Genomic DNA, 23,119 nt, shown 5'->3' on the forward strand with positions numbered 1-23,119 from the left:
AATGGTAATTCCCTGGTTTAGCGAAGCCCTTGACGGAGGCGCGGCGGCAGTGCCGCCCGATACCTCGCGCACGTTAATACGGCAGCAAGCCGGAAACATTAACGAAACCAAAAGTGACGGCAAATTTTAGTTTCCGAAGTTTAGGCGATAAAGGCAGATAATTCTAGCTTGGCCGAATGGATACGGCGACACTCGCGCAAATACTTCCGCAGCGCAGGCATAACCGGTTGGCGAAGGCAAGGCCGTAAGGTGTAGGGCGTTTTCGCGATAGCAAAATGCCGTGTGGTTTGAAGTCTTGGCGGATTGCCTAACGGCGAATCCGCTTTACGGCCTTCGAGCACTGTTTCCCAACACGCCGCTTCATACGATAGAGCTTGGCAAGAAGGTAGCCGAAAAGAGCCCACCTCAATTCAAAGAGGTAAAGATCACAAAGATGAAAACCAATCTGAAAAAATAGGGGACAAAATGTGGCCTGCCCCCTATTTCTTTCTAAAGACGGGCTAACGGCTTAGAAAGCCCACCCAGTGCAGTTTCCCTATGCTAAGGCAGCGGATGCTGTTCCAAATTAGCGTTGACGATTTCCTGATGCACGGAAAACACTTCATCGGAGTTAGGATCGACTTCGACACGCAGCCAATGCACATCATCGGCGCCAAAGGTTTCCAAGCGGGTGGCGTTTTCGATGCGGCGCTTGCTGATGCTGCCCAGCAGCGGCTTATCGACCCGGTAATAATGCGAATCGCCATGCGCCAGAATAACCGGTTTGGCGAAACCAACCACTTCGCGCTCAATGACCGCCAGGATTTCTTCGAAACCACGACGTCCCGCATGACCCTTGGCTAATTCGAAGCCAGGATTGGCTTGAAACATCAACAAAACACCGCGCGCCTTTTCCTGCTTGGCTTTAGCAAAAGTTTCTTCTATCCAGGCTTGCGCCGCCGCAATACGCCGCGCGGCTTCGTCATCATCAGCTGCGCTACGGGAGGCAAAAGGCGCCAATGCATTATTGCTGCCGACGATATGCACGGCGGCGAACATCACATGCTGTTCCATCCAACGGGTATTTTCAACAAACTCGGCATGGGCTGAATCGTCGGCCTGCGTCTCGACCCGCATGCTTTTTTGGCCCAGGCTTAAACCGGCAACCGGATAAAACACTTCCCGCAACTTATCCAAGCGCTCCAGGGGCAGATAGCTGCCGTTGTTGGCGCGGTGGCAGTCTGTCCATTCATTATCGCCCGGTGTCAAAATGAATGGCATGTTAAAGCGCTGAAAGCGTTGCAAACGATCGGTAAACATTTCATCCGAACACAAAGTGGAGCCGTTTTTGATGTCACCCGCATGTAATACCCACTTCAGTTGTTTGTTGGCATTGATTTCGTCTATGACGTTATCAAGCTTCCAAAAATCGGCCGGTGCATAAGGCGCATCGCCGATCAAGGCAAATTCGAATTTAGCATAGCCTTTGCCATGGCGATGCTCGTCATCGGCTAGGGAGGGCTGCGCAAAAACAGCCCCGCACAAGACAGCGGATGTCAATAATTTGAGCGTTGGATTTTTCATCTTCACTTCCTGACAAGGTAAAAAAAAGACCGAGAACGGCTGGCGAAACAGGTCCAGTGTGTCGATGGCAAATGACAGGAGGATGAAGGATTGGTTAAGGTTTTGAGACCATAAGCTGGCTAGCTCGGTAGAGACTCTGTTCAAAGTCAACGAAAATGTATTGTTTTTTACTCCGCTATCAATGAGCGCGCCGGGTGGAAACGAGAAATGTAAATAATTTGCCCGAAAGTACGCCTTAACGTACGACCAGGCTTTCGATCTTGTCTAAGGTGCCAATTACGCAAACTTTAACCGCCAGCGAAGCTCGTGTGAACCTCTACCGTCTAATCGATCAAACCGCAAAATCGCACCAACCCATTGCGATCACCGGCAAACGCGCCAATGCGGTGTTACTCTCCACCGAAGATTGGTCGGCCATACAGGAAACCCTCTATTTGCTCGGCGTCCCCGGCATGCGCGAGTCCATTTTAGAAGGCATGGCGGCGGTAGGGCGACAATAGGCGAAGCCGCATTGGACTGTTTAACATTCGGCGCAAATCCCCGTTGGTTATTGCGCCTTACGGCCTTGCATTCCTAGCGGCTTCAGGGCTTTATCTATCACCTGCAGATTTGTTCCTAGCGTTTCTGGGAGAATACCCAGCTCTTTTGGTGGCATTCCCAATAGCATTGGGCTATTGCCTGGAATCGCTGGATAGGCTCCTGTTCATGATAGCTATTTGCCCAGCACTGCTGGGGAGTTATCTAACGACGCCGGGGATTTTCCCAAGGTTGCTGGATATGATTCCAGCACCAGCAGCGATGTCACCAGCACAGTTATTGGCAACTCTGCGCCAACATCCAGCAAAAGGGATGCTGAAGTGAAGTGGAAGGGGGCGCTGCTCTTGGATGCTAAAATGGGCGAGAAAGGCATTTCCCTCTCGAAGCAGGACATGCGGAAAGCCGAAGCCTGCTTAGCAAAGTACCATTTTTATTATTTCCCAAGATAACAGACTTCAAATAAAGGTATGCGATGCATACCCTACATAACTTTCAAAAAACTCAAGAGCAGCATAAATGATCAAGTTTTCAAGTGCAATATTAGATAATTTTGCTCCAACTTTATCCAAGCTTAGTAACATTACACTTCCAGATTTGACAAACTATGATTCGCAGTCATGTTTTTGGGTGCAAAACTATCTGCTTTCTACAGAGTTTCGTGCAAGATATCCGGACCCATATCATCAAATAGCAATGTCTTATATGCGAAGAGTTGAAGCGTCATTTCGAGAATATGAGTTGGCTAGAACATCGTTGATCTCTTACGTTTCTGGTGAGCGGGAAAAAGTATCAACATATTTCTCAAGCATTTATCATTTCGAACAATTAGTATCTCAATCGTATCAAGCATATATGCTAATGAGGCATCTTCTGCATAATGAGACAGGTACAAAATACAACGAATTATTTAAATCTAGTGATGGTTCTGGGCTTAGTCGGTTATACAAAATATATAACTACATCAAGCATTGTGACGAAAAACTTTATTTAAATAAATTCCCAGAAAATGCATCAATTCCAATATGGCTTACGAATACTTGTATCTGTTGTCAAGAAGCTGAATTAAAATATGAAGAAATAATTGAAATGCTCAAGGATTTAGCCAATGGAGCCAATCGCTTTGGCGATCCCGAAAAGCTGATGGAAACGCCATAATTGGCCGTAAGGCGCATTCGTAGGGCGTCAATACGCTATCGCTAATGCGCCCTACAAATCTTCGCAAATATTAAACGCTTTCGAATTCCACAGCGGGGTTTTCTACCGTTTTGCCACGCCGAGCACCGGAGGATTTGGCGGGATCAGCCCGCCAGGGGAGCGGCAGGGATGACGCTCGTTTTCGGAGAGCTAGGGCAGCCCTTCCGAAAACCCTCGCCAAATCCTTCGGAGCGCAGGATACAAGCGGCATCCCGGTCGCCTGCTGACTCGTACCATCCAGGCACTCGCACTGCGTGCGCCGGTGGCGTCCAAATCTGCTCCCGGCAGATTTGTCTTTGGATACTTTCTTTTGGCGACGCACAAATTTGCCAGGAGCAAATTTGAACAGCCAAAGGCTGGCCCGTTAGGACGAAAACCATGGATGTTTTTCGTAGCGAAAGTATCACGGCCGTCGGTCCGCGAACCGACTTCAAAATCAGGCCGTTACGACAGCGACAGAAAGCTAGAGCTTTCAAGCCACCGATTTCCAAGCCGGAGCTTGGAAACAAGAAGAAAAATATTGTTCAGCAGGCGTTCCAGGTCGAAGCCGGTCTTGAACTCGGCGTGAAATTGCTCATGGATGCCGCGATGGCGATAACGCTTGGACCATGGCTTCGTCGTCATCCTAACGGATTCACCAACCTTTCAGTTCGATGTCCGGCCAAGCTCCCCCCGACCCATTCAACCGAATCAACAGAGCCGATTGCGACCCGGATATGGTCAAAAAACTCTCCCCATCAATAACGAATCTTGCCTTCCAACCGGTTCCAAGCCGAAAAAGGCGATCCGGCCTCGGGCAAATCAAGATAACGCATCGCAATATTGCGTTCGGCCGGCTGCTTGGGGATTTCGTCGTAAATGAAACTATCGTCGAAACCCGCCGCTGCGGCATCATGACGGTTGCAGGCGAAATAAACCGCTTGCAGGCGAGCCCAATAGATCGCGCCCAGGCACATCGGACAGGGTTCGCAACTGGTATAGAGGATACAATCGGTCAATTGAAAATCGCCCAACCGCTGGCAGGCCAGGCGAATCGCCATGATTTCGGCATGGGCGGTGGGGTCGAGGTTGGGTGTGACCCGGTTGCCGCTGCTGGCGATGATGCGCCGTTCCTTTACCACTAGCGCGCCGAAAGGCCCGCCGCCATCGGCTACGTTTTGTCTGGCCAGGTCGACGGCTTGTTGTAAAAAATCCTCGTGCATTTACAGCCCCAATGGATTGCCGGGATCGATACCTTCCATGAACGGCAAGCGCCGGTCTTCGTTGGTGATCTGGTAGACCTTGCCCAGCCAGTTATTGAATACGGCCTTGGCCGAGTCGCGCCAGGTAATATCCAGGTGCTCGACTATCCGTTCTTCCGGCATTGCTTGCAAGGGCTGAGCGCTAGCCTTGGCACTTTTCACATGTTCGGCATAATCGGCCAATATGCCTTGCACGTATGGGTCGAAGTAATGGTCGGGGTACGGCGGATAATCATCGCGCTCGCCGTTATAAAAACGCAGCACTTCGCGTTTGTACTCTTTTAGCAAGCTGATGTCGTCGTATTCCGGGTGGCCTTGAAAAAACACGATGCGGAAGCCATCCGGACTGACCGCCAAATGCACGCCGGCCTCTTCGCTAGCCACCAACACCTTTAGGCCATGTTTTTCCATATCGGCTTGAAACACTTCGTTATACCTGGAATGCGGCACATCGAAACGGGTATTGATTTCGGCAATCAACGGATGATTGCGGTCGATCACCTTATGCGAAAACACCCCCCAGCGTTTGGCCGGCAAGCGGGTACGTTCGACGCCGTAACACCGCTGAATCAAGGCATGGGTGGCCAGACAAGAGCAGAGTATCGAGGTCACGTTCTGTTTGGCCCAGGCAAACACTTCGGTCAAGGGCTGCCAAAACGCTTCGTCCTGCAAATGATCGTGGGTGACATTGGCGCCGCTGATGATTAAGGCATCCAAGCCGTCCCGCTTGATTTGCTCGAAGCTTTCATAATATCGATGGATGTGCTCCCAGGCGGCCGGGCTTCTTTCCAAGCCCTCTATGGTAAAAGGATGCACATGAAACTGGGCGATCTGGTTGCAGGCGCCGACCAAGCGGAAAAATTGGCGTTCGGTGGCTTCCAGCGCCGCATCCGGCATGATATTCAACAGCCCGATATGCAGTTCGCGTATGCACTGGTGGCTGGCGCGATCCGGCGTCAGTATTTCCTCGCCTTCATCGTGCAAGCGCCGGAAGGTCGGTAAATCGGTATGAGCGACTAACGGCATGGCAAAAATCCGCTCATGCGTCTTGCAGCGCAATGGCCCGCGCAATCAGTTGCATAAAATCGTCTTCGCTGGTCACTTTGGCGACGTCGTCGCCATTGACGGTATAACCGTATTGGCGGGCGATCGCTTCGTAGCGCGGCACTCTAGCCTTGAACAACTCAGGGAACACCCAGCAAACGAAATCGTCCGGATTGATCTGGTCGGTGGAAGCATAGCCGCGTTGACGCATGAATTCGCTGAGTTTTTCATCGACGAACTCCGGGCGGTAATACAACGGCTTGGGCTCTTTTTTAGCCCGTTCGATGATGGTCTGTTCCAGCGCCGGCGGAATTTTGATGTAGACGATTAGCGTATGTTTCGCCAAGTTTTCCAGCACTTCTGGACAATCCAGCTCACAAACGCTACCGCCGGCATCGTTGATGAAGTGTTTGTAACCATAGATGGCTTCGGCTTTATGAATGAAATCGGGCACGTCGTTCATCGCGGCGATCTCGGCCTGATGATGAAGTGCTTGCCTGCGCTTGAACTCGGCCAGCGTCAGGCCGCCCTTGGCCGGATCGCCGATCTTGCCCAGAAAGCTGGATACCGGGGCCAGATTTTCCACCGTGATGTTGCTGCAAATATAAATCGAGTCGGATTTGAGCAGATCGCGCAAAAAAGGCACACCCATCGCCTGCTGCTTGATGTTGTCGAGTATCGGTTCTTCCAGATACTTGGTGCCAATGCGGTAATCGCCGGAATAATGAAACCATTTGTCCTTGGGCAACTTGCTCGACAGGGTGGTTTTGCCGGCACCGGACATTGCCAGCAGGGTAATACTCTTGGATTCCCAGTCCAAAAATTGTTGCGGGGTCATTTTCATAATAAAGCTTACTCAGTCCAAATAATCGCTAATATCCAAGTCTTCCCGCTCCGGTCGCGCATGCACATCCGTATCCGAATAACCTAAATCGTCGGTTTCCAGATCGTCGAACGGCGCGCTCCAATCTTCCGGGTCTTCTATGTAATCAAAGGTCGACGCGTACCATGCGTCGTTATCGTATTCGCCCAAATCGCCATTGGCGTATTGCACGTCGATGGTTTCGTCTTTTGTATCAATGGCCACGACTTTAAAGGTCAAATTATTTTCAAAGTCTTTATACCAACGGCCTATGACCGGATCTGTAATGGTTGTCATCGTCGCATCCTCGCTGGGGTTGATCGTGGGGCTATCATAGCCGAGTTTTTCCGGGCAGTGTAAACAGACAGAAAAATTTGCCGGGCGAATTCATTTAGAATAGCGGCAACTTCTATTCCCACAAAAACAGGCCATGACCGAAGAACGCATTATCGAACTGGAAATAAAACAAGCTTATCAGGAGGATTTGATTCAGGCATTGAATCAGGTGGTTGCCGATCAACAAAAGCAAATCGGCAAACTGGAAGAAACTTGCAAATTATTGCACGACAAAATCAAGAGTCTGGCGATGGCGGAACGCAACCCGGCCATCATCGACGAAAGGCCGCCGCATTACTGATGGGGCACCGTCACCCGGTTAAAGCTAAATCCGGTTTAACCGGGCAACAGGGTGCATTCACGACCCTTGCTACGCAATTTTTTACAAAACGTCCGGGCCTGGTCCTGATCGAGCGCGGTCCACTCGGCCCGCCAAAATTGCCTACCTTTCATTCTGAGCCTGACAATATGCGGTTCTCCGCCTTTTGCCGCGGAACCCAAGGCATAGCGGGCTTGTTTTAAATCGACGTTGGCATCCGTTCTTCGGCTATGGTCGCCCAACATCACGGCCCAATTATCCGCCGAAGCATGGCTGCGGTGATTTCGCGTTTTAGCGGCATGCCTTTCGGCCGATCTTCCGGATGAACCTGGATTGATCTCGATCGCTTCCGCTTTGCCGGAACCACTATCGGCCCCCATCTGTTCCGCGCTTCCGGCGCACCGATTCGACGACAGCTGAAACGGCGGCGGTGCGAAGTTGCTATTGGTCAATTGTTCGACCGGCATGCCAAAAACGCCCGCCTGGGATTTTTCAAAACCCAGATCCAGTAAATTACCCATCTGATGAAAGCGTTCGCCGCTGCTGTGCGCGCCCAACAACACACCAATCAAACGCCGGCCGTCACGTTTGGCCGAGGCAATCAGGTTATAGCCCGAGCCGCAGGTAAAGCCGGTTTTTAAGCCGTCGGCATCGGGATAGGTTTTTAAAATCTTGTTGGTATTGGGCAATACCCGGCCTTTATAGGCAAATTCGGTAGCCGAAAAATAACGGTAATATTGCGGAAAATCGCGAATCAGCGCCGCCGACAGCAATGCCAAGTCACGGGCGCTACTGATCTGGCCTTCGTCGGGCAATCCGCTGGCATTCTGAAACGAACTGTTATACATGCCCATGCCATGGGCCTGCTGGGTCATCATCGAAGCAAAATCAGATTCGGTGCCGCCCAAGCGCTCGGCCAATAATACAGCCGCATCATTGGCGGAACGGGTAGTCACGGCCATGATGGCCTGTTCGACGCTAATGGTCTGGCCCCGGCGCAAACCCAATCGGGAACTGGGTTGGCGGGCCGCATGAGCCGAAACGGTCAGTTGTTCATGCAGTTGCAACCGTCCGGCTTCCAGCGCGGCAAAGGTCATGTAGATCGTCATGACCTTGGTCAATGAAGCCGGATACCAGCGCTGATTCGATTCGACTTCATGAACCACGCGCCCGCTATCGGCATCGATCACGATTGCCGCATAGCGGGCCGAGGCATCGGCGCCATAAAACAGCAGATAAGCCATTGTAAATAATGTAATTTTTTTGTTCAGTGCGAATTTCAACGGCTTAATTCTCTGCGATGTGACGGCTTAAGTATTTGATCGCGCTATTTAATCAGAATTATCGATTTCGAAAAAGACCCAATTTACCCGCGGATGCACAGTTTTAATCTGTTGCTCCATGGCGTTGATTAAATCCACCGCTTCGGCGACGGTCAAATCCGGCAATAATTCGGCTTTGATGGCGATCAACACTTGGCTGCCATGATTGATGGCCCAGAGATTAAGCAGCTTGACCACCGACGCTTGCTGCCGCAAATAATCGGAAACCGCGTCGCGAATCTCGGCATCCGCTTCGCCCAACAACAAGGAGTGCACTTCTCGCCCCACCAGCAAGGCAACTATTACCAACAACACCCCTATCAAAACCGATCCCATGGCGTCATAAACCGGATTGCCGGTCAACATGGTCAAGCCCAGCATTACGGCGGCAATGACTAACCCCAACAAGGCGGCCAAATCTTCACCGACCACCACCATCAATTCGCTGGAATAGGTCTCCTTGAACCAGCGCCATAAGCTACGACTAGCCTTTTCCTGCCGCAACGCCGACAGCGCCCCCTTCAGCGAAAACGCCTCCAGCACCACGGCTATCAACAAAATCAACAAGGCGATTTCGGCATTTTCCACTTCATGATGCTCACCAAACCGCAACCAACCCTCATAGATTGAGAACAAGCCTCCGACCGAAAACAAGGTAATCGCCACCATCATCGACCAGATGTAAGACTCACGTCCAAACCCCATCGGGTGCTGGACTGTTGCCAGACGCGCCGAGCGTTTCATGCCGACGAACAACAACACCTGATTGCCGCAATCGGCAAAGGAGTGAATCGCTTCAGCCAGCAACGAGCCCGACCCGGTCCACAAAGCGGCGCCGGTTTTACTGATGGCGATACCCAAATTAGCAGCAAAGGCATAAGCAATGGCTTTTGTAGAATTATCGTGAGACATGGTTTTGATTAAGCTAGTTGAAATCCAAGGAGGCGACCGCCCAATAATATTTATTAAGGTTTCCACCTTACCAGCAGCCAAGTTTAGTCTATTCCCCAAACCTGATAACGAAAAATCATCTGCTCTTATCGGTCGGGTCAAGACTCAAAAATTGGCAGAAAACGAGGGATATTTGTCATTGCATATCCACTAGGAATTAGCAATGATGTTAGTCAGACTTCAAGGAGCCCGACATGTCGACGTTCTCTTTTTCCAGGCCCGAAAGCTTCAAATTTGAATGCCGCACCATAGGCATCGTTGTGTTTCCGGGCGTCGAGGCATTGGATATCACCGGCCCCTCCGAAGTGTTTAATTTCGCCAATCTGAGCTTGCAAAAACAAGGCATCTCCGAACACAACATTTATTCGATCAAACTGTTAGCGAAAAAACCAGGTCCCGTCACCACCATGTCGGGCCTGCAACTAGTCGCCCCGGATGCTTATGGCGATTTGAATGCCGAAATCGATACTTTGCTAATTCCAGGCGGGGATATGGAACAAGTGTTATCCGACACAAAACTGATCGACTGGATCAAGGCAATGTCTCCCAAGGTTCGCCGCTTGGTTTCGGTCTGTACCGGCGCCTTTTTACTTGCCGAAGCCGGTTTGCTGGAAGGCTGCAAAGCCACGACGCATTGGAATTACTGCCAGCGACTCGCCAGAGAATACCCCGGCATTCAAGTAAAGCCGGATTATATCTTTATCCAGGAGGGACACATTTTCACATCGGGCGGCATCACTTCGGGCATTGATCTGGCGCTTGCATTATTGGAGGAGGATTGGGGCCGAGATTTGGCGTTGTTTGTAGCGCGTTTTTTAGTCGTATTTTTAAAGCGCCCCGGCGGTCAATCGCAGTTCAGTAGCTATCTTGCCTGTGAAGCCAGCCAACGTCCCGACCTGCGCGAGTTGCAGGCTTGGATTATCGAACATGTCGACCAGGATATGCGTATCGAAGCACTGGCCGAACGCATGGCCATGAGTCCGCGTAATTTTGCCCGGTTGTTTTTAACCGAAACCGGCATGACCCCAGCCAAATTCGTGGAAATGACCCGGATCGATCGAGCTAGACACTTGCTTGAGACAGGCGAACTTTCGGTGGAAGCCATAGCCAGCCAAACCGGTTTTAAGGATGCCGAACGTATGCGGCGGGCATTCATCCGCCTACTCGCGGTCAATCCACGCCATTACCGGCAGCGTTTCGGCCAATCGACTACCGCTTAGGCGATTTGGGAGATTTCTATTTCTCCAAATAACGGAATTTAGCGCAGGCAAGGGCGTAAGCCGAAGCCAGGTCAGTATCTTAAAGCCATATTCCTCAAAAGTTTTCGCAGAAAACAGCCGGCATCGTCCCATTCGTTGCCATTGCATTCTATGGCTTTATTCAGTCCACTCTAATCACAAGGAGTCAACCATGCGTATCTTACTCGTCTCCACCGCATTTTCCGGACTCACCCAGCGCTTTTATACCGAACTGGACGATGCCGGCTATCAGGTTTCCGTCGAATTGCATCTTGAGAACGAAGCGCAATTACTGCAAGGGATACAACTTTTTCAACCGGATTTGATTATTTGCCCTTTTTTGACCCGACGCATACCGGAATGCGTTTATCAACAATACCGTTGCCTGATAGTACATCCAGGCATCAAGGGCGATCGCGGCCCCTCATCACTGGATTGGGCCATACAGCAAGGCCATGAGGAATGGGGGGTGACACTATTGCAAGCCGCGGCCGAGATGGATGCCGGCGACATTTGGGCCAGTAAAACATTTTCGTTGAGGAAGGCCTGCAAAAGCAGTGTATTTAACCGCGAAGTCACTCAAGCCGCCGTCGATTGTCTATGGGAGGCCTTGAGCTATTTCGATGCCCCTAATTTCAAACCCGAACCGTTGGATTACGATAATCCCAAAATCAAGGGTCAATTGCGCCCGCAGATCAAACAAACCGACCGCCGGATAGACTGGAAAAAACATAAAACCGACGACATCCTGCGGCGTATCCATGCGGCCGACGGCTGTCCGGGAGTATTGGATGACATGTTCGGCAAGACGTTTTATCTATTTAATGCTGATAAAGAAACAAAATTGCGCGGCAAACCCGGCGAGATTATCGCCGTCGCCGGCCACGCCATTTGCCGGGCGACTTCCGACGGTGCAATATGGATTGGCCATTTAAAACCCAAACAAGCGGACGGCCAAGGCATAAAACTGCCTGCCACCCTAGCCTTGGCGGATCTTTGGCCGAAACCGAAAACCGGTTTAGCGGGTTGGATAACCATGCAGCCGAAAACTCTGGAAATCGACTACACCATACCCGGCAGACAATTAGCTTGTCAGGAAGTCTGGTACGAGTTGGACAGCGAAGCCGCCTATCTTTATTTTCCGTTCCATAACGGTGGCATGAGCACCGGACAATGCCGGTTATTGCTTGAGGTATACCGACACCTGGCAAGCTTGAATATCAAAGCCATCGTATTAATGGGCGGAGAAGAGTTCTGGTCCAACGGCATTCATCTCAACCATATCGAAGCCGCCGCCGATCCGGCCGAAGCATCCTGGCAAAACATCAATGCCATGGATGATCTGATTTATCAAATCATTACCACACAGGATAAATTAACCATCGCGGCGGTGGCCGGCAATGCCGGGGCTGGCGGCGCCATTCTGGCGATCGCACCGGATAAGGTAATAGTCAGGGATGGCGTGATTTTCAACCCCCATTATAAAAACATGGGGGGACTGTACGGTTCCGAATATTGGACCTACTTGCTACCCAAACGGGTCGGGCAGACGCTTGCCACTCAATTAACCGAAGGGTGTCTGCCTATCAGCGCCAAAAGAGCTTGGCAATTGGGCTTGGTCGATAAAGTGCTTGATCAACAACATTCGCTGTTTTATGCCCAGGTCAAACATTGGGTAACCGCCTATCTGAGCACTCCATCGGAACTGGACATTCTACTCAGCGAAAAAGCCGACACCCGTCGGATGGATGAAGCCGGCAAACCGTTGGCGACTTACCGCAAATTTGAGCTGACGCAAATGTATCGCAACTTTTATGTTGACCATGCCTATCATCAAGCAAGAAAAGATTTTGTGTGCAAAAAAGCACTGCAGCAAACCCCGCTTAATATCGCCAAACATCGGCAAGACCAGCCCCAAAAACCGTTGCAAGCCCTTGGAATCACGAATTTTGCTTGGCAGGATACTTATGCCTTGGGCGATGAAATCATCGACCGAGAACACAAAAGTTTTTTCGAATTAGCGACAAAACTGACGGATGCCTCCAACAAGGAGGCTATGTTGAATACGATGTTTGATTTACACGAGCACGTCAAAACCCATTTTGGCGCGGAGGAAAATGCAATGAAGCAAATAGGGTTTCATCACTATCAAAGCCATGCCAAGGAACATAATCTCATGCTGGAACAACTGATCCAGTTGACTCGCAAGATACAACATGACAACTGCAAAACGCGGGATACACAAAGATTTATCGACAAGTGGACCAAGCATATTTTGCATGCCGACATGGCATTTAACCAGCATTGGAAGGAAATGACCAAATACTGTATTTAGCCTAAACCATTGGCGTCATCGACTCGTACCGTAGATACCGTTAACGATCAGTCACTGCTCGGACTTGAATTCAGGCACCAGGCCTTTCAGCAAGGTCAAAATCCGCTGTTGATCCTGCTGCCGGCAGGCCTGGGTCAACTCCTGAATTTGTCTAAACCAAGCGTCGTTGTCGTAAACCCTGGCCTTAGCCAAGCGTAACTTGTTATAACCAGTTTCCATCAGAGGCTCTTCATCGTGAAACAACTCCTCATATAACTTTTCGCCGGGCCGCAAGCCGACAAACTCGATTGGAATATCCTGGCCCGGCACTTTCCCGCTCAAACGTATCATCTGTTCGGCCAAATAGACGATTTTCACTGGTTCGCCCATGTCCAGCACAAACACTTCGCCGCCCTCGCCCACGGTTTCGGCCTGCATGATCAGTTGGCACGCTTCCGGGATGGTCATGAAATAGCGGGTAATATCCGGATGGGTCACGGTAACCGGACCGCCGGCCTGGATTTGCTCGCGGAACAACGGCACCACGCTGCCGGCCGAATCCAGCACATTGCCGAAACGCACGGTCATGAAGCGAGTAGTGCCGGTTTGATTCAGGTTTTGGCACAGAATTTCGGCGGCCCGTTTGGTCGCCCCCATCACATTGCTGGGATTGACCGCCTTGTCGGTGGAAATCAGCACAAAGCGCTCTACTCCGCCGGCAATCGCGGCTTCGGCCACGATTTTGGTGCCTATCAGGTTGTTATGCACCGCTTCGCGCACCTGTCCTTCCAGCAACGGCACATGTTTATAAGCGGCGGCATGAAATATCACGTCCGGTTTCCGGCTATCAATCAATTGCCGCACGGCCAACGGATCGGCCACGTCGCCCAACACCGCCAAATGTTGCAACTGTCCATTCAACCGGGTCAAATCGGCATCAATCTTATACAGATTGTATTCGCATTGATCAAACACGATTAGCTTGCGTGGCTGTAATCTGGACAGTTGCTTGCAGAGCTCCGAACCTATCGATCCGCCACCGCCGGTTACCAAGATGGTTTTATCGGCCAAACTGGATTTCATACGTTGCCAATCCAGGCGCACCGGATCGCGGCCCAGAATATCCATGATCGATACGTTTCTAAGATTGGCCTTGGTCACCGCGCCGCTGAGTAATTCCTTGACCGAAGGCAGGGTTTGAAACGGTACGCCGCAGCCTTCGCAAATTTCCACGATGCGGCGCATTTGGCTGTCGCTAGCCGAAGGCACCGCGATCAACACCACCTCGATATCCCATTGCTCGACCAAATCGGGTAATTGCTCGACTCGGCCGGCCACCCGGATACCACGAATTTCGCGTTTGAATTTAGCCGATTGGTCGTCGGCAAATATAACCGGGATGTAACCGCTATGGGGGTTGGATAATAAATCCCGCGCCAGCATCTCGCCGGCGGAGCCGGCACCGATGATCAAGGCCCGCTGGCCGATGCGCTCGACGACCGCCCGCTCTTTCCAAAACCGATAAACGAATCGAGGAATGCACAGCAAAGCCAACAGCATCAGCATATACAGCGGCATCACCGATCTCGGCAAGCCCTCCAGACGATTGTAAAGAAACAAGCATCCGGCGATAAAGAAGATACCGGTCGCCACCGATTTAGCGATACGAACCAGATCAGGCATTGATGAAAAACGCCAAACGCCCCGATAAAGACCGAATGCACAGAACGCGGAAACCTGAATCGCAATCACCACCGGCGAAAACAGCAAGGCCGAATAAAAATATTCATCCGGGATCACATCCAGATTGAAACGAAACCAATAAGCCCCAAACCAGGCCAGCGGCACCATCAATAAGTCATGGATAAATATCGAGGTGCGCGAGCGAAACTTGAAGCTCATGCAACCGCCTCATCGGCCCGACCCGCTTTAAAGCGATAGGCCAGATAACACAGCGGCAGATAGGCCAACATCAGTCCGAATAAGGCATGGGAAGGATGCAGAAACACCAGCCATGATAGCGGTAACAACCAGAACAAATTAATCGCCCAACTCGCCAATAGCACCTTTAAATGTCCGTATTGCTTGGCGGCCTGCTGATAGGTATGTGAACAATGGGCGTCGTACCATTTTTGACCGCTAAGGAAACGATACAGCAAGGTGTAGGTCGCATCCACCACGAAAATACCGAACAGAATCAAGCCGCAATACAACAACACGGCCGCCTGCCGCGCGGCCATCAGAATCAAAAGCCCCAGCAACAAGCCCAGAAAGCCACTCCCCACGTCGCCCATGAATATCCTGGCCTTGGGCCAATTCCAGCACAAAAAACCTAGCGAGGCGGCGGCCAGACTGATGCTGATCCGAAACAAACCCTGATCCAAATAAAATAGATAGCCGGCCAAAGCCAGCGACACAAACAAAGATTCGGACGCGGCAATTCCGTCGGTACCGTCCATAAAGTTAAACAAATTCAAAAGCCACACCAAAAACAGCACACCTAGCGGATAACCCAGCCACGCCAGATCCACGATCCGTCGATTCAAAAAACCATCGATCGGCGTCGGTAGCAGCAACAAGGGTAAGCCCTGTAGAAAAATCAGCGCCATCAGCGCCGCCAACACATGAGTTAAAAAGCGCCAGCGCGCGGCAACATGTCCATGATCGTCGCAAAAGCCGATGCCGGCCACCAATAAACCGGAGCTCAGAGCAGCCAGTTCGATAACATCGATACGGCTCGTGAAAAACAGCATGAGCAATGCCGCCATAAAAGCTAACACAATGGCTAAACCGCCGCCGCGCGGGGTAGGCACGGTATGGGAACTACGTTGATTGGGAATATCCAACACTTTGCGCGACAAAGCATAGGAACGAATCACGCCAGTCAATAGGATTGAAACTAGCAGTACAACAGCAAAATGCAATAACACGCTATTTTGAATTCAGAAAACGGACGATGTCCGGTAGGGATTGTTGAAGAGTATGTTGGGGCCTAAAACCCAATTCGCGTTCGATTTTAGCAGACGAATACCAAGCCGAACCGGTTAATTTTTCCAGCGCGGCGCTATCGAAGGGAAAACGGCGCCCTATCAACTGACCGATAACATCACCCGTTTTAGCCAAGCCATTCAGAAAACCCAACGGTATTTCCCAGCTAATCGGCGACTTGCCCAGCGACGCTCTGATCCAATCGTACATTTGCCGGGTAGAATAGGTATTGCCATCGGTGACGATGTAAATCCGTCCGGCGGCTTCCGGTTTGTCGGCCGCCAGCAGTGCCGCACGCGCCACATCGTCCACATGCACCATCGAACGGCGATTATGCAGTTCCGGCAAGGGCGGAAATAAACCGCGCCGTATCGCCTTGATCATCCGGGGCAGATTGCCTTTGTCGGCATTGCCGTAAACCATGCAAGGCCGAATCACCACCGGATGCGGCACATAACCGCCATGCAAAACCAGTTGTTCGGCGGCGTATTTCGATTGCCCATAAGGGCTATCGGCCAGAGTATCATCCGCTTCATCCATCGGTTGCCCCTCCCGACCGCCAACGGCTTTCACGCTACTGAAAAAGATGAAACGCTTGACTCCAGCTTGCCGGGCGGCTTCCAGCAATTTGCGGGTTCCTTCGGTATTGACCTGGCTATATTCGATCGGATCCTGACGATTTTCCGACAGGGCGTGGGCCTTACCGGCCAGATGGAAGATAGTATCGACGCCCGCGCACAAACCGGCGGGACAGTCGTCAATAGCCAACTCCATAGAAAACTGATTAGGCGAATTACTGAATGGACCATGACTTAACGTTCTTATCGTAAACCCCTGGCTAACCAGTAACCGGCAAAGCCGGGCGCCGATGAAACCATTTGCACCGGTGACAACAACTTTTTTCGTCATAGTATTTCGCGATGAAGGTCCAAAGTTTGGGACAATACGATGCCATCCGAGAACACCTGTTCCACTCTCAGACGTCTCACATCGCCCCCATTTGCATTCCTAAATCCTGATTCAAAATCAACTTTTCCATGGCGGCTGATTCAACGCTTGGAATTGATGAAACTAAAAAAGAATGAACTAGAGATTTACTCAATGCAGTGTCTCACTGATGTACGCCAAATACTGTAATATTGGCTAAGTTTGGGCAGCTTAGAATATCAATCCAGCTTTAATTAGGTTCTATGATAACAGGCTCGGAAGATATGATCATGCGCGTATCGAGACCAGCAGTGCGGTTAAACTTTTAACCATAGACTTTGATGCGGCACAAAGCTCCTGTGACTACGATTTGTGGCGCAATACCGCTTGTAGTCCAACATATCCGCTCCATTTTTTGATAGAGTTCAACATTAACAGGTAACTTGTTAAGACTGAAAGCCTAGCCATCGCGCGCGAAATACAGCTCACCGCATCTTATTTTTCGCCCATTCGGCTAAATCGGTATTTTAACCCTTTAGCGAAGAACTGCCGGACGAACAACACTCAAAGGCTTAAACTACCGCGGTTCAAGCGACTATTCCAAAACCTTAAACTATTTCCCTGATGGAACCCAAAATACATTTATTCCCGTATTTTCAGCCTATCGTTAGTGTTGCCAACGGCAAAATAATCGGTTACGAGGCACTGGCCAGACAATTCGACACCAATAACAAAGTCATTTCCGCCGGTTCGTTGTTCGCCTCACCCAAACTGGATGCAAAACAACGTACCGAATTGGACCGCCAGGTTCGCTGGCAAGCCCTGCAAAAATTCGCCGAACTCGATTCCAATACTTATCTGGCGATCAACATTTCCGCCGCCTGGATAGATAACTTACGCCATCTCAACGCCCTGCCCACGTTAAACATGCTGGAACAGCTGAACATTGATCGTCAGCGTATCATCGTCGAAATTACCGAAGACCATGCCGACCTGGGTAAACTGAAGGAAATCGTCAAACGTTATCGTAAACAAGGCCTGCGCGTGGCTCTGGACGACTTTGGCACGGGCTCGTCGCAACTGGAACGGGTGATGGCCATTCGACCCGACATCATCAAGATCGACATGCGTTTGTTCAAACAGGCTACCAAGGGCGGCATTGCCAGCGAGGTGGTGAATCTGATGACGCGCCTGGGCAAGCGTACCGGTTGCCAGATTATTTGCGAAGGCGTGGAAACCGACGAGGAATTCCTATTCGGCCTGAACTGCGGCGCCCAGTTCATGCAAGGCTATCTGTTTTCGCCGGCACACCCCGAATTCAAGCCGCCTAATTTATACGAACAACACATTACGTCGTTACGCAATAAATTCCTGAAAAACACCCTAACCAAACTGCAAAGCAAAGTCAGCGCCATCAATACCACCAAAGCCTTGATTTATAGGCTGGCCAAAACCTTGCAGGGCGACTTCAATCTGAACGAACTGGCCAGTTGGAATTTCACCCAAAGTAACGTGATCCGTTTTTACCTGTGCGACAACAAAGGCTACCAATCCTCGCCCGATTTTAATTTTGTCGAAGACAAATGGTTCACCGACCCGCGCAAGATTGGCTATAACTGGTCCTGGCGCCCCTATTTCTTTCAACTGCTGGCATTGGAAGCCAGCGGCGATCGCGACCGTATTATCACGTCGGAACGCTACCGTGACTTCGGCAGCGACTTACTCTGTAAAACCCTGTCGTTACGCCTGGATGCCGACCGCATCTTGTTGGTCGACATCATTGCCACCGAATAACCCAAACTGGAACGCAATATGAACTACTGGCTCATGAAATCAGAACCCGACGCCTTCGGCATAGACGATTTGGAGCAACGCCCCGGCCAAACCGAACATTGGGACGGTGTACGCAATTATCAGGCGCGCAACATGATGCGCGATGAGATGAAAGTCGGCGACCAAGTGTTTTTTTATCACTCCAACTGTGAGCAACCCGGCATCGTCGGCATCGCTCAAGTCTCCAAGGAGAGCTATGCCGATTTCACCGCATTCGATCCGGATGACAAACATTTCGATCCGAAAAGCAACCCGGACAAACCCACTTGGTTCATGGTCGACGTGCAATTCGTCAGAAAGCTCAAGCGCACCATCAGCCTGCGGGAACTCAAGCAAAAATCGGAATTGGCCGACCTGGCTTTGGTAAGGCGCGGCAACCGGCTGTCGATCATGCCGGTCAGCCAACAGCAATGGCAGTTTATTTTAGGTTTGGAATAAGGTCGCGATGACAAAAACACTCATGCGATGCCGGAACCAGCATTAAAACAGTTCAAAGCAAACCGGCCGGATTTAGAGCCAGCCAAGGCTTCATCCGGCTGAGTCCTTCAAATGATCAATCGACTTGCTTATCCGAGCTTTTTCCGCGCCAGAAATAAATACCCGTGCCGATTGCTCCAATCACCAGTAGCAGCATCAAAATCGGATGCTGATAAAACATATCGAAAAAGGCACCGGTACCTTGCGAGGTAGCTCGATAATATGGCCCCATGCTGCGCTCCTAATCTAAACAGTTGATTCAACGGATGCCGATTGAATCCCTGGTTCAGGGTTTTCATGCCATAACAGGGAAACCCGGCACACAGTTAACCGGCCTGATTTGGAACATACCATGGAAATAGGCTTTGTCCAGGCACACACCCCGAGAGACGATGGGCGTCCCGCATGAAAATAGACCCAACCTAACCACACGGCGTCGCAGCCCCGCCCGCGAACAAACGATAGGCCGGATTGCCGGTTTCCCGCTGATATGCCAAGTTCAGCGTATCCAGACCGTGTTCAAAAGTCCGGCAATCGGCTTCGGTAATTTGCAAACCGATCAACACCTTGCCAAACGCGGCTCCGTGATTGCGGTAATGAAACAGGCTGATATTCCATTGGCTACCCAACGACATCAAAAACTTTAACAGTGCCCCCGGCCGTTCCGGAAATTGCAGGCTGTAGACGCTTTCGTTCAAATTGCCGGGGGCATGGCCGCCGACCATATGCCGGATATGGTCCTTGGCCAATTCATTGCCGGTCATATCGGTCACCGCAAAACCTTCGTTCAGCAACTGCTCTATCAATTGCTGCCTGTCGGCCTCAACGCCGCTACTGGTAATCCCAACGAACACCTGCGCCATTTGGCTATCGAAGTAACGGTAATTAAATTCGGTGATGCCGCGCTTGCCTAGGGTTTTGCAAAATTTCAAAAAACTACCCGGCGCCTCAGGGATTGCTACCGCCAGCAATATCTCGCGGTGCTCCCCCACCAACGTGCGCTCGGCCACGTAACGCAGCCGGTCGAAGTTGATATTAGCGCCGCTATCTATCGCCACCAGGGTTTGCTGGGTCACGCCGTTTTGTTCGACATATTTTTTCAAACCGGCCACCGCCAAGGCACCGGCCGGTTCGGCCACCGAGCGGGTATCGTCAAAAATATCCTTGATCGCCGCGCAGATTTCGTCGGTACTGACGGTGATAACCTGGTCGACATATTGACTGGCAATCCGAAACGGTTCCTCGCCGATTTTTTTGACCGCCACGCCATCGGCAAATAAACCCACTTGCGGCAATTCGACTCGCTGTTTGGCCTTCAAAGCCTGATTCAAACAATCGGCGTCGTCCGGCTCGACCGCGATCACTTTGATTTCCGGCCGCACGAACTTGACATATGCCGCGATCCCGGCCACCAAGCCTCCGCCGCCTACCGGTACGAAAATGGCGTGAATGTCGGCATTGTGCTGACGCAGAATTTCCATCGCCACCGTGCCCTGCCCGGCTATGACGTCGGGATCGTCATAAGGATGGATGAAGGTCATGCCTTTTTCCTTGACCAGTTCCATCGCATGAGCAAAGGCATCGTCATAGGAATCGCCATGCAACACGATCTTGGCGCCACGTGCCTTGACCGATTTGACCTTGATTTCCGGGGTGGTTTTCGGCATCACGATCAAGGCTTTGATGCCGAGTTTTTTCGCGGCCAGCGCCACGCCCTGCGCATGATTGCCGGCCGACGCAGCGATCACGCCATGAGCGGCTTGATCCGCCGTCAACGAGGCCATTTTGTTATAGGCCCCGCGCAGTTTGAAGGAAAACACCGGTTGTAGATCCTCGCGCTTCAAATAAACCCGATTCTCCAACCGCTCCGACAGCGTCGGTGCAAAATCCAGCGGCGTTTCCTCGGCCACGTCATAAACTTTTGCCCGTAATATTTTTTCTATGTAATTGTGCATTATTGTCCTCGGCAACGGCTTCATGCGTTGCCCACCTCCTACATCCATGTAGTCGTAAAAACAGCTGAGAGATTGACCTTAATCGGTTATTATCCCACACAAACACGGTCGCACCGCCGTGTCGGATTTAAAAGCAAACCCTCGTCAGGAAGAAAAACAATGACTCAAGATGAATTAAAAAAACAAGTGGCCGCGGCTGCACTGCAATATTTGAAAAATGTCCCGATCATCGGCATGGGTACCGGCTCGACCGTCACTCATTTGATCAATCAACTGGCCGATTGTGATTTCAAACACGACATCGAAGCGGCGGTTTCCAGCTCGATCAAAACCACCGAGCATTTACAATCGATCGGCATCAAAGTGCTGGAACTGAATCAAACCGGCGACTTGGAAGTGTATGTCGACGGCGCCGATGAAGTGACTCCACACAAAAAAATGCTGAAAGGCGGCGGCGGCGCGCTGACCCGCGAAAAAATCATCGCCGGCGCCAGCAAAAAATTCGTCTGCATCGTCGACGAAACCAAGTGTGTCGACGTGTTGGGTAAATTCCCGTTGCCGGTCGAAGTGCTGCCGCTGTCGCGCAGCTTTGTCGCCAGACAACTGGTCAAACTGGGCGGCCAACCGGAACTGCGCATCAACAAGGAAACCGGCAAACCCTACATCACCGATAACGGCTGCGAAATTCTCGACGTTCACAACATGAACATCCTAAATCCGGTCGAGATGGAACAAGCCATCAACAATATTCCAGGCGTGATCACCAACGGCCTGTTCGCGATGCGCGACGCGGATGTGGTGTTGGTAGGCAAAGGTTCGGAAGTGATTAGCTACTAAGCAGCACTTTTATTCCAGACAAAAGAAAAACCGCCCCGAAGGGCGGTTTTTTTATGGGCAACGATTGCGCCAAGGCAATTTATGCCTTGCGGCGTTTCAGGCCGATGAAACCCATCAATGCCGAACCGAACAACCAGACCGCGCCAGGAACGGGAACAGCGGCCGGGGTGACCGAAACAAGATTGGGAGAACCGTCATAAATACCAGTCAAGGTATCCACCACATAGCCATCTTGTGCGCCGTTCACGCCGACGCCGGTTAAATACTGATAACGGCCAGTGCCTTCGAACCAATTGGTGGCAATGCCCTCTACAGCCGCATTCCCCATTGCCGTTCTCGAGATGTCAAACCCGAATAAAGTCAGATCCGTGTAGGCCTGACTGAATGCCGATACAAAAGCATTGCCCGAAAAGGATACACTGAATGCACTGATTTCGCTTAAGCCTTCAGCGAAAAACGTAGCCCCCTTGATATATCCATCATGATTCAAATCTTCCCCTTCGAACGCCCCGGTAATTGTAGCGCCACCGGTGAAACCGGTCTGAGTGAATGTATATAACGCCGCATTCGCCGCGGAAGCAGAAAAAATCAAACCCGCAACCGCCGCAATCGATAACAATTTTTTAATCATGCCGATTGCCCTTTATTGTGCTGGAGTTGATGGTAATTGTGGATTGAAGCGGGTTCCGTTGGTGACCCCTTGCACACCGAAATTGTTACCAAAACTACCGACGAAGGATTCTTTGTTAGGTGAAAATTGCAAATCGAAATTGGAATCGATGTGGACGACTCCGGGAACGGGGTCAAACCCCATGGTCACATCGGCCGAACAGTTGGTGTTCATGACTGCGGTACCATGCACGGGACCATTGTAGCCGGGTTGGCCGGATGAGTTAGTACCGAATACACAGGTTCCGCTTAGCACGCCCGCATTAATGTTGATTTCGCAACGGCCGTTATGATTGAGTGTTTGGCTATTGACCGCTGCGTTATAAACCACATAACTCCCATTCAGATTAGCCTGAGTACATGGGGTGATCGGTCCGGCTTGAACTTGGCCCGCGATGAAAAGAGTGGAAGCGACAAACAAGATTTTTTTCATGACATTTTCCTTATAATTATTTTTCAGTTAAAAACTCACTGATTGAATCCAATTCGTCCCCCGCATCAAATTCAGAACC

The 23,119-nt window shown here is 51.0% G+C and carries 24 protein-coding genes; 10 read left to right on the forward strand and 14 right to left on the reverse strand.

Annotation, left to right across the window (positions count from 1 at the left end; all coding sequences use genetic code 11):
• Positions 1-540: 540 nt before the first annotated feature.
• Positions 541-1,563, reverse strand: a complete 1,023-nt coding sequence (locus IVG45_RS13200) for a metallophosphoesterase (protein WP_196434274.1) — start codon at positions 1,561-1,563, stop codon at positions 541-543.
• A 275-nt stretch (positions 1,564-1,838) separates the two neighbouring features.
• On the opposite strand from IVG45_RS13200, the gene IVG45_RS13205 reads away from it, so the two are divergent.
• The 4 genes from IVG45_RS13205 to IVG45_RS13220 all read left to right on the forward strand — a co-directional run bounded on the left by IVG45_RS13205 (position 1,839) and on the right by IVG45_RS13220 (position 4,038).
• A complete protein-coding gene (locus IVG45_RS13205) occupies positions 1,839-2,063 on the forward strand; it encodes a type II toxin-antitoxin system Phd/YefM family antitoxin (protein ID WP_196438032.1) in 225 nt (74 codons plus the stop codon).
• Positions 2,064-2,279: 216 nt separating this feature from the next.
• Positions 2,280-2,549 (forward strand): hypothetical protein, encoded by a 270-nt coding sequence (locus tag IVG45_RS13210; RefSeq protein WP_196434275.1) that lies wholly within the window; start codon positions 2,280-2,282, stop codon positions 2,547-2,549.
• Between the two features lie 67 nt (positions 2,550-2,616).
• Complete coding sequence (locus IVG45_RS13215) at positions 2,617-3,255, forward strand: hypothetical protein (RefSeq protein ID WP_196434276.1); 639 nt, start codon at positions 2,617-2,619, stop codon at positions 3,253-3,255.
• Positions 3,256-3,672: 417 nt separating this feature from the next.
• Positions 3,673-4,038, forward strand: coding sequence for a hypothetical protein (locus IVG45_RS13220; protein WP_196434277.1), 366 nt, complete (start codon positions 3,673-3,675; stop codon positions 4,036-4,038).
• Here the strand turns inward: IVG45_RS13220 and IVG45_RS13225 are convergent.
• The 4 genes from IVG45_RS13225 to IVG45_RS13240 are packed head-to-tail and all read right to left on the reverse strand — an operon-like array spanning position 4,032 to position 6,738.
• Positions 4,032-4,496: a nucleoside deaminase gene (locus tag IVG45_RS13225; protein ID WP_196434278.1), complete on the reverse strand. Its 465-nt coding sequence runs from the start codon at positions 4,494-4,496 to the stop codon at positions 4,032-4,034. The genes IVG45_RS13220 and IVG45_RS13225 overlap by 7 nt on opposite strands.
• On the reverse strand, positions 4,497-5,561 hold the full coding sequence (gene metA / locus IVG45_RS13230) for a homoserine O-succinyltransferase MetA (protein WP_196434279.1): 1,065 nt from the start codon (positions 5,559-5,561) through the stop codon (positions 4,497-4,499).
• A 13-nt stretch (positions 5,562-5,574) separates the two neighbouring features.
• Positions 5,575-6,423: an ATPase gene (locus tag IVG45_RS13235; RefSeq protein WP_196434280.1), complete on the reverse strand. Its 849-nt coding sequence runs from the start codon at positions 6,421-6,423 to the stop codon at positions 5,575-5,577.
• 12 nt (positions 6,424-6,435) lie between these two features.
• Positions 6,436-6,738 (reverse strand): DUF6763 family protein, encoded by a 303-nt coding sequence (locus IVG45_RS13240; protein WP_196434281.1) that lies wholly within the window; start codon positions 6,736-6,738, stop codon positions 6,436-6,438.
• Positions 6,739-6,871: 133 nt separating this feature from the next.
• On the opposite strand from IVG45_RS13240, the gene IVG45_RS13245 reads away from it, so the two are divergent.
• On the forward strand, positions 6,872-7,078 hold the full coding sequence (locus tag IVG45_RS13245; RefSeq protein ID WP_196434282.1) for a SlyX family protein: 207 nt from the start codon (positions 6,872-6,874) through the stop codon (positions 7,076-7,078).
• 35 nt (positions 7,079-7,113) lie between these two features.
• Here IVG45_RS13245 and IVG45_RS13250 read toward each other — a convergent pair whose 3' ends face one another.
• The gene (locus IVG45_RS13250; RefSeq protein WP_230874586.1) at positions 7,114-8,379 is read right to left on the reverse strand and encodes a D-alanyl-D-alanine carboxypeptidase family protein; all 1,266 of its coding nucleotides are present in this window, start codon (positions 8,377-8,379) and stop codon (positions 7,114-7,116) included.
• Positions 8,380-8,427: 48 nt separating this feature from the next.
• Entirely contained in the window at positions 8,428-9,330 is a 903-nt protein-coding gene (locus IVG45_RS13255; protein ID WP_196434283.1) for a cation diffusion facilitator family transporter, read from the reverse strand.
• Positions 9,331-9,563: 233 nt separating this feature from the next.
• On the opposite strand from IVG45_RS13255, the gene IVG45_RS13260 reads away from it, so the two are divergent.
• A complete protein-coding gene (locus tag IVG45_RS13260; protein ID WP_196434284.1) occupies positions 9,564-10,589 on the forward strand; it encodes a GlxA family transcriptional regulator in 1,026 nt (341 codons plus the stop codon).
• Between the two features lie 190 nt (positions 10,590-10,779).
• Positions 10,780-12,942, forward strand: coding sequence for a hemerythrin domain-containing protein (locus IVG45_RS13265; RefSeq protein WP_196434285.1), 2,163 nt, complete (start codon positions 10,780-10,782; stop codon positions 12,940-12,942).
• 51 nt (positions 12,943-12,993) lie between these two features.
• Here the strand turns inward: IVG45_RS13265 and IVG45_RS13270 are convergent, their stop codons facing one another.
• The 3 genes from IVG45_RS13270 to IVG45_RS13280 are packed head-to-tail and all read right to left on the reverse strand — an operon-like array spanning position 12,994 to position 16,818.
• Positions 12,994-14,823: a polysaccharide biosynthesis protein gene (locus tag IVG45_RS13270; protein ID WP_196434286.1), complete on the reverse strand. Its 1,830-nt coding sequence runs from the start codon at positions 14,821-14,823 to the stop codon at positions 12,994-12,996.
• Positions 14,820-15,800: an MraY family glycosyltransferase gene (locus IVG45_RS13275; protein ID WP_330165358.1), complete on the reverse strand. Its 981-nt coding sequence runs from the start codon at positions 15,798-15,800 to the stop codon at positions 14,820-14,822. The genes IVG45_RS13270 and IVG45_RS13275 overlap by 4 nt, the downstream gene beginning before the upstream one ends.
• A gap of 52 nt (positions 15,801-15,852) precedes the next feature.
• Positions 15,853-16,818 (reverse strand): NAD-dependent epimerase/dehydratase family protein, encoded by a 966-nt coding sequence (locus IVG45_RS13280; RefSeq protein ID WP_196434288.1) that lies wholly within the window; start codon positions 16,816-16,818, stop codon positions 15,853-15,855.
• A 642-nt stretch (positions 16,819-17,460) separates the two neighbouring features.
• Here IVG45_RS13280 and IVG45_RS13285 point away from each other — a divergent pair.
• Together IVG45_RS13285 and IVG45_RS13290 are read left to right on the forward strand one after the other, a co-directional pair.
• Positions 17,461-18,630, forward strand: coding sequence for an EAL domain-containing protein (locus IVG45_RS13285; RefSeq protein ID WP_196434289.1), 1,170 nt, complete (start codon positions 17,461-17,463; stop codon positions 18,628-18,630).
• A gap of 18 nt (positions 18,631-18,648) precedes the next feature.
• Complete coding sequence (locus tag IVG45_RS13290) at positions 18,649-19,107, forward strand: EVE domain-containing protein (protein ID WP_196434290.1); 459 nt, start codon at positions 18,649-18,651, stop codon at positions 19,105-19,107.
• A gap of 115 nt (positions 19,108-19,222) precedes the next feature.
• Here IVG45_RS13290 and IVG45_RS13295 read toward each other — a convergent pair whose 3' ends face one another.
• Both IVG45_RS13295 and ilvA read right to left on the reverse strand, forming a co-directional pair.
• Positions 19,223-19,378 (reverse strand): hypothetical protein, encoded by a 156-nt coding sequence (locus IVG45_RS13295; protein WP_196434291.1) that lies wholly within the window; start codon positions 19,376-19,378, stop codon positions 19,223-19,225.
• 190 nt (positions 19,379-19,568) lie between these two features.
• Positions 19,569-21,101 carry a threonine ammonia-lyase, biosynthetic gene (gene ilvA / locus IVG45_RS13300; RefSeq protein WP_230874587.1) on the reverse strand — a complete coding sequence of 511 codons (1,533 nt, stop codon included), beginning with the start codon at positions 21,099-21,101 and terminating at the stop codon, positions 19,569-19,571.
• Positions 21,102-21,260: 159 nt separating this feature from the next.
• On the opposite strand from ilvA, the gene rpiA reads away from it, so the two are divergent.
• The gene (gene rpiA, locus IVG45_RS13305) at positions 21,261-21,938 is read left to right on the forward strand and encodes a ribose-5-phosphate isomerase RpiA (RefSeq protein ID WP_196434292.1); all 678 of its coding nucleotides are present in this window, start codon (positions 21,261-21,263) and stop codon (positions 21,936-21,938) included.
• Between the two features lie 79 nt (positions 21,939-22,017).
• Here the strand turns inward: rpiA and IVG45_RS13310 are convergent, their stop codons facing one another.
• A complete protein-coding gene (locus IVG45_RS13310) occupies positions 22,018-22,569 on the reverse strand; it encodes a PEP-CTERM sorting domain-containing protein (RefSeq protein WP_196434293.1) in 552 nt (183 codons plus the stop codon).
• Between the two features lie 12 nt (positions 22,570-22,581).
• Positions 22,582-23,040: a hypothetical protein gene (locus tag IVG45_RS13315; RefSeq protein ID WP_196434294.1), complete on the reverse strand. Its 459-nt coding sequence runs from the start codon at positions 23,038-23,040 to the stop codon at positions 22,582-22,584.
• Between the last annotated feature and the right edge of the window lie 79 nt (positions 23,041-23,119).

The organism is Methylomonas sp. LL1, assembly GCF_015711015.1.
GTDB lineage: Bacteria > Pseudomonadota > Gammaproteobacteria > Methylococcales > Methylomonadaceae > Methylomonas.

What these genes read in the sequence shown, in the direction of transcription:
- IVG45_RS13280 (WP_196434288.1), bottom strand. Translation starts at nt 16,818, where the DNA reads ATGACGAAAAAAGTTGTTGTCACCGGTGCAAATGGTTTCATCGGCGCC.
- metA (WP_196434279.1), bottom strand. Translation starts at nt 5,561, where the DNA reads ATGCCGTTAGTCGCTCATACCGATTTACCGACCTTCCGGCGCTTGCAC.
- IVG45_RS13215 (WP_196434276.1), top strand. Translation starts at nt 2,617, where the DNA reads ATGATCAAGTTTTCAAGTGCAATATTAGATAATTTTGCTCCAACTTTA.
- IVG45_RS13220 (WP_196434277.1), top strand. Translation starts at nt 3,673, where the DNA reads ATGGATGTTTTTCGTAGCGAAAGTATCACGGCCGTCGGTCCGCGAACC.
- IVG45_RS13255 (WP_196434283.1), bottom strand. Translation starts at nt 9,330, where the DNA reads ATGTCTCACGATAATTCTACAAAAGCCATTGCTTATGCCTTTGCTGCT.
- IVG45_RS13235 (WP_196434280.1), bottom strand. Translation starts at nt 6,423, where the DNA reads ATGAAAATGACCCCGCAACAATTTTTGGACTGGGAATCCAAGAGTATT.
- IVG45_RS13260 (WP_196434284.1), top strand. Translation starts at nt 9,564, where the DNA reads ATGTCGACGTTCTCTTTTTCCAGGCCCGAAAGCTTCAAATTTGAATGC.
- IVG45_RS13200 (WP_196434274.1), bottom strand. Translation starts at nt 1,563, where the DNA reads ATGAAAAATCCAACGCTCAAATTATTGACATCCGCTGTCTTGTGCGGG.
- IVG45_RS13270 (WP_196434286.1), bottom strand. Translation starts at nt 14,823, where the DNA reads ATGAGCTTCAAGTTTCGCTCGCGCACCTCGATATTTATCCATGACTTA.
- IVG45_RS13285 (WP_196434289.1), top strand. Translation starts at nt 17,461, where the DNA reads ATGGAACCCAAAATACATTTATTCCCGTATTTTCAGCCTATCGTTAGT.
- IVG45_RS13315 (WP_196434294.1), bottom strand. Translation starts at nt 23,040, where the DNA reads ATGAAAAAAATCTTGTTTGTCGCTTCCACTCTTTTCATCGCGGGCCAA.
- rpiA (WP_196434292.1), top strand. Translation starts at nt 21,261, where the DNA reads ATGACTCAAGATGAATTAAAAAAACAAGTGGCCGCGGCTGCACTGCAA.
- IVG45_RS13295 (WP_196434291.1), bottom strand. Translation starts at nt 19,378, where the DNA reads ATGGGGCCATATTATCGAGCTACCTCGCAAGGTACCGGTGCCTTTTTC.
- IVG45_RS13240 (WP_196434281.1), bottom strand. Translation starts at nt 6,738, where the DNA reads ATGACAACCATTACAGATCCGGTCATAGGCCGTTGGTATAAAGACTTT.
- ilvA (WP_230874587.1), bottom strand. Translation starts at nt 21,101, where the DNA reads ATGCACAATTACATAGAAAAAATATTACGGGCAAAAGTTTATGACGTG.
- IVG45_RS13310 (WP_196434293.1), bottom strand. Translation starts at nt 22,569, where the DNA reads ATGATTAAAAAATTGTTATCGATTGCGGCGGTTGCGGGTTTGATTTTT.
- IVG45_RS13290 (WP_196434290.1), top strand. Translation starts at nt 18,649, where the DNA reads ATGAACTACTGGCTCATGAAATCAGAACCCGACGCCTTCGGCATAGAC.
- IVG45_RS13265 (WP_196434285.1), top strand. Translation starts at nt 10,780, where the DNA reads ATGCGTATCTTACTCGTCTCCACCGCATTTTCCGGACTCACCCAGCGC.
- IVG45_RS13225 (WP_196434278.1), bottom strand. Translation starts at nt 4,496, where the DNA reads ATGCACGAGGATTTTTTACAACAAGCCGTCGACCTGGCCAGACAAAAC.
- IVG45_RS13245 (WP_196434282.1), top strand. Translation starts at nt 6,872, where the DNA reads ATGACCGAAGAACGCATTATCGAACTGGAAATAAAACAAGCTTATCAG.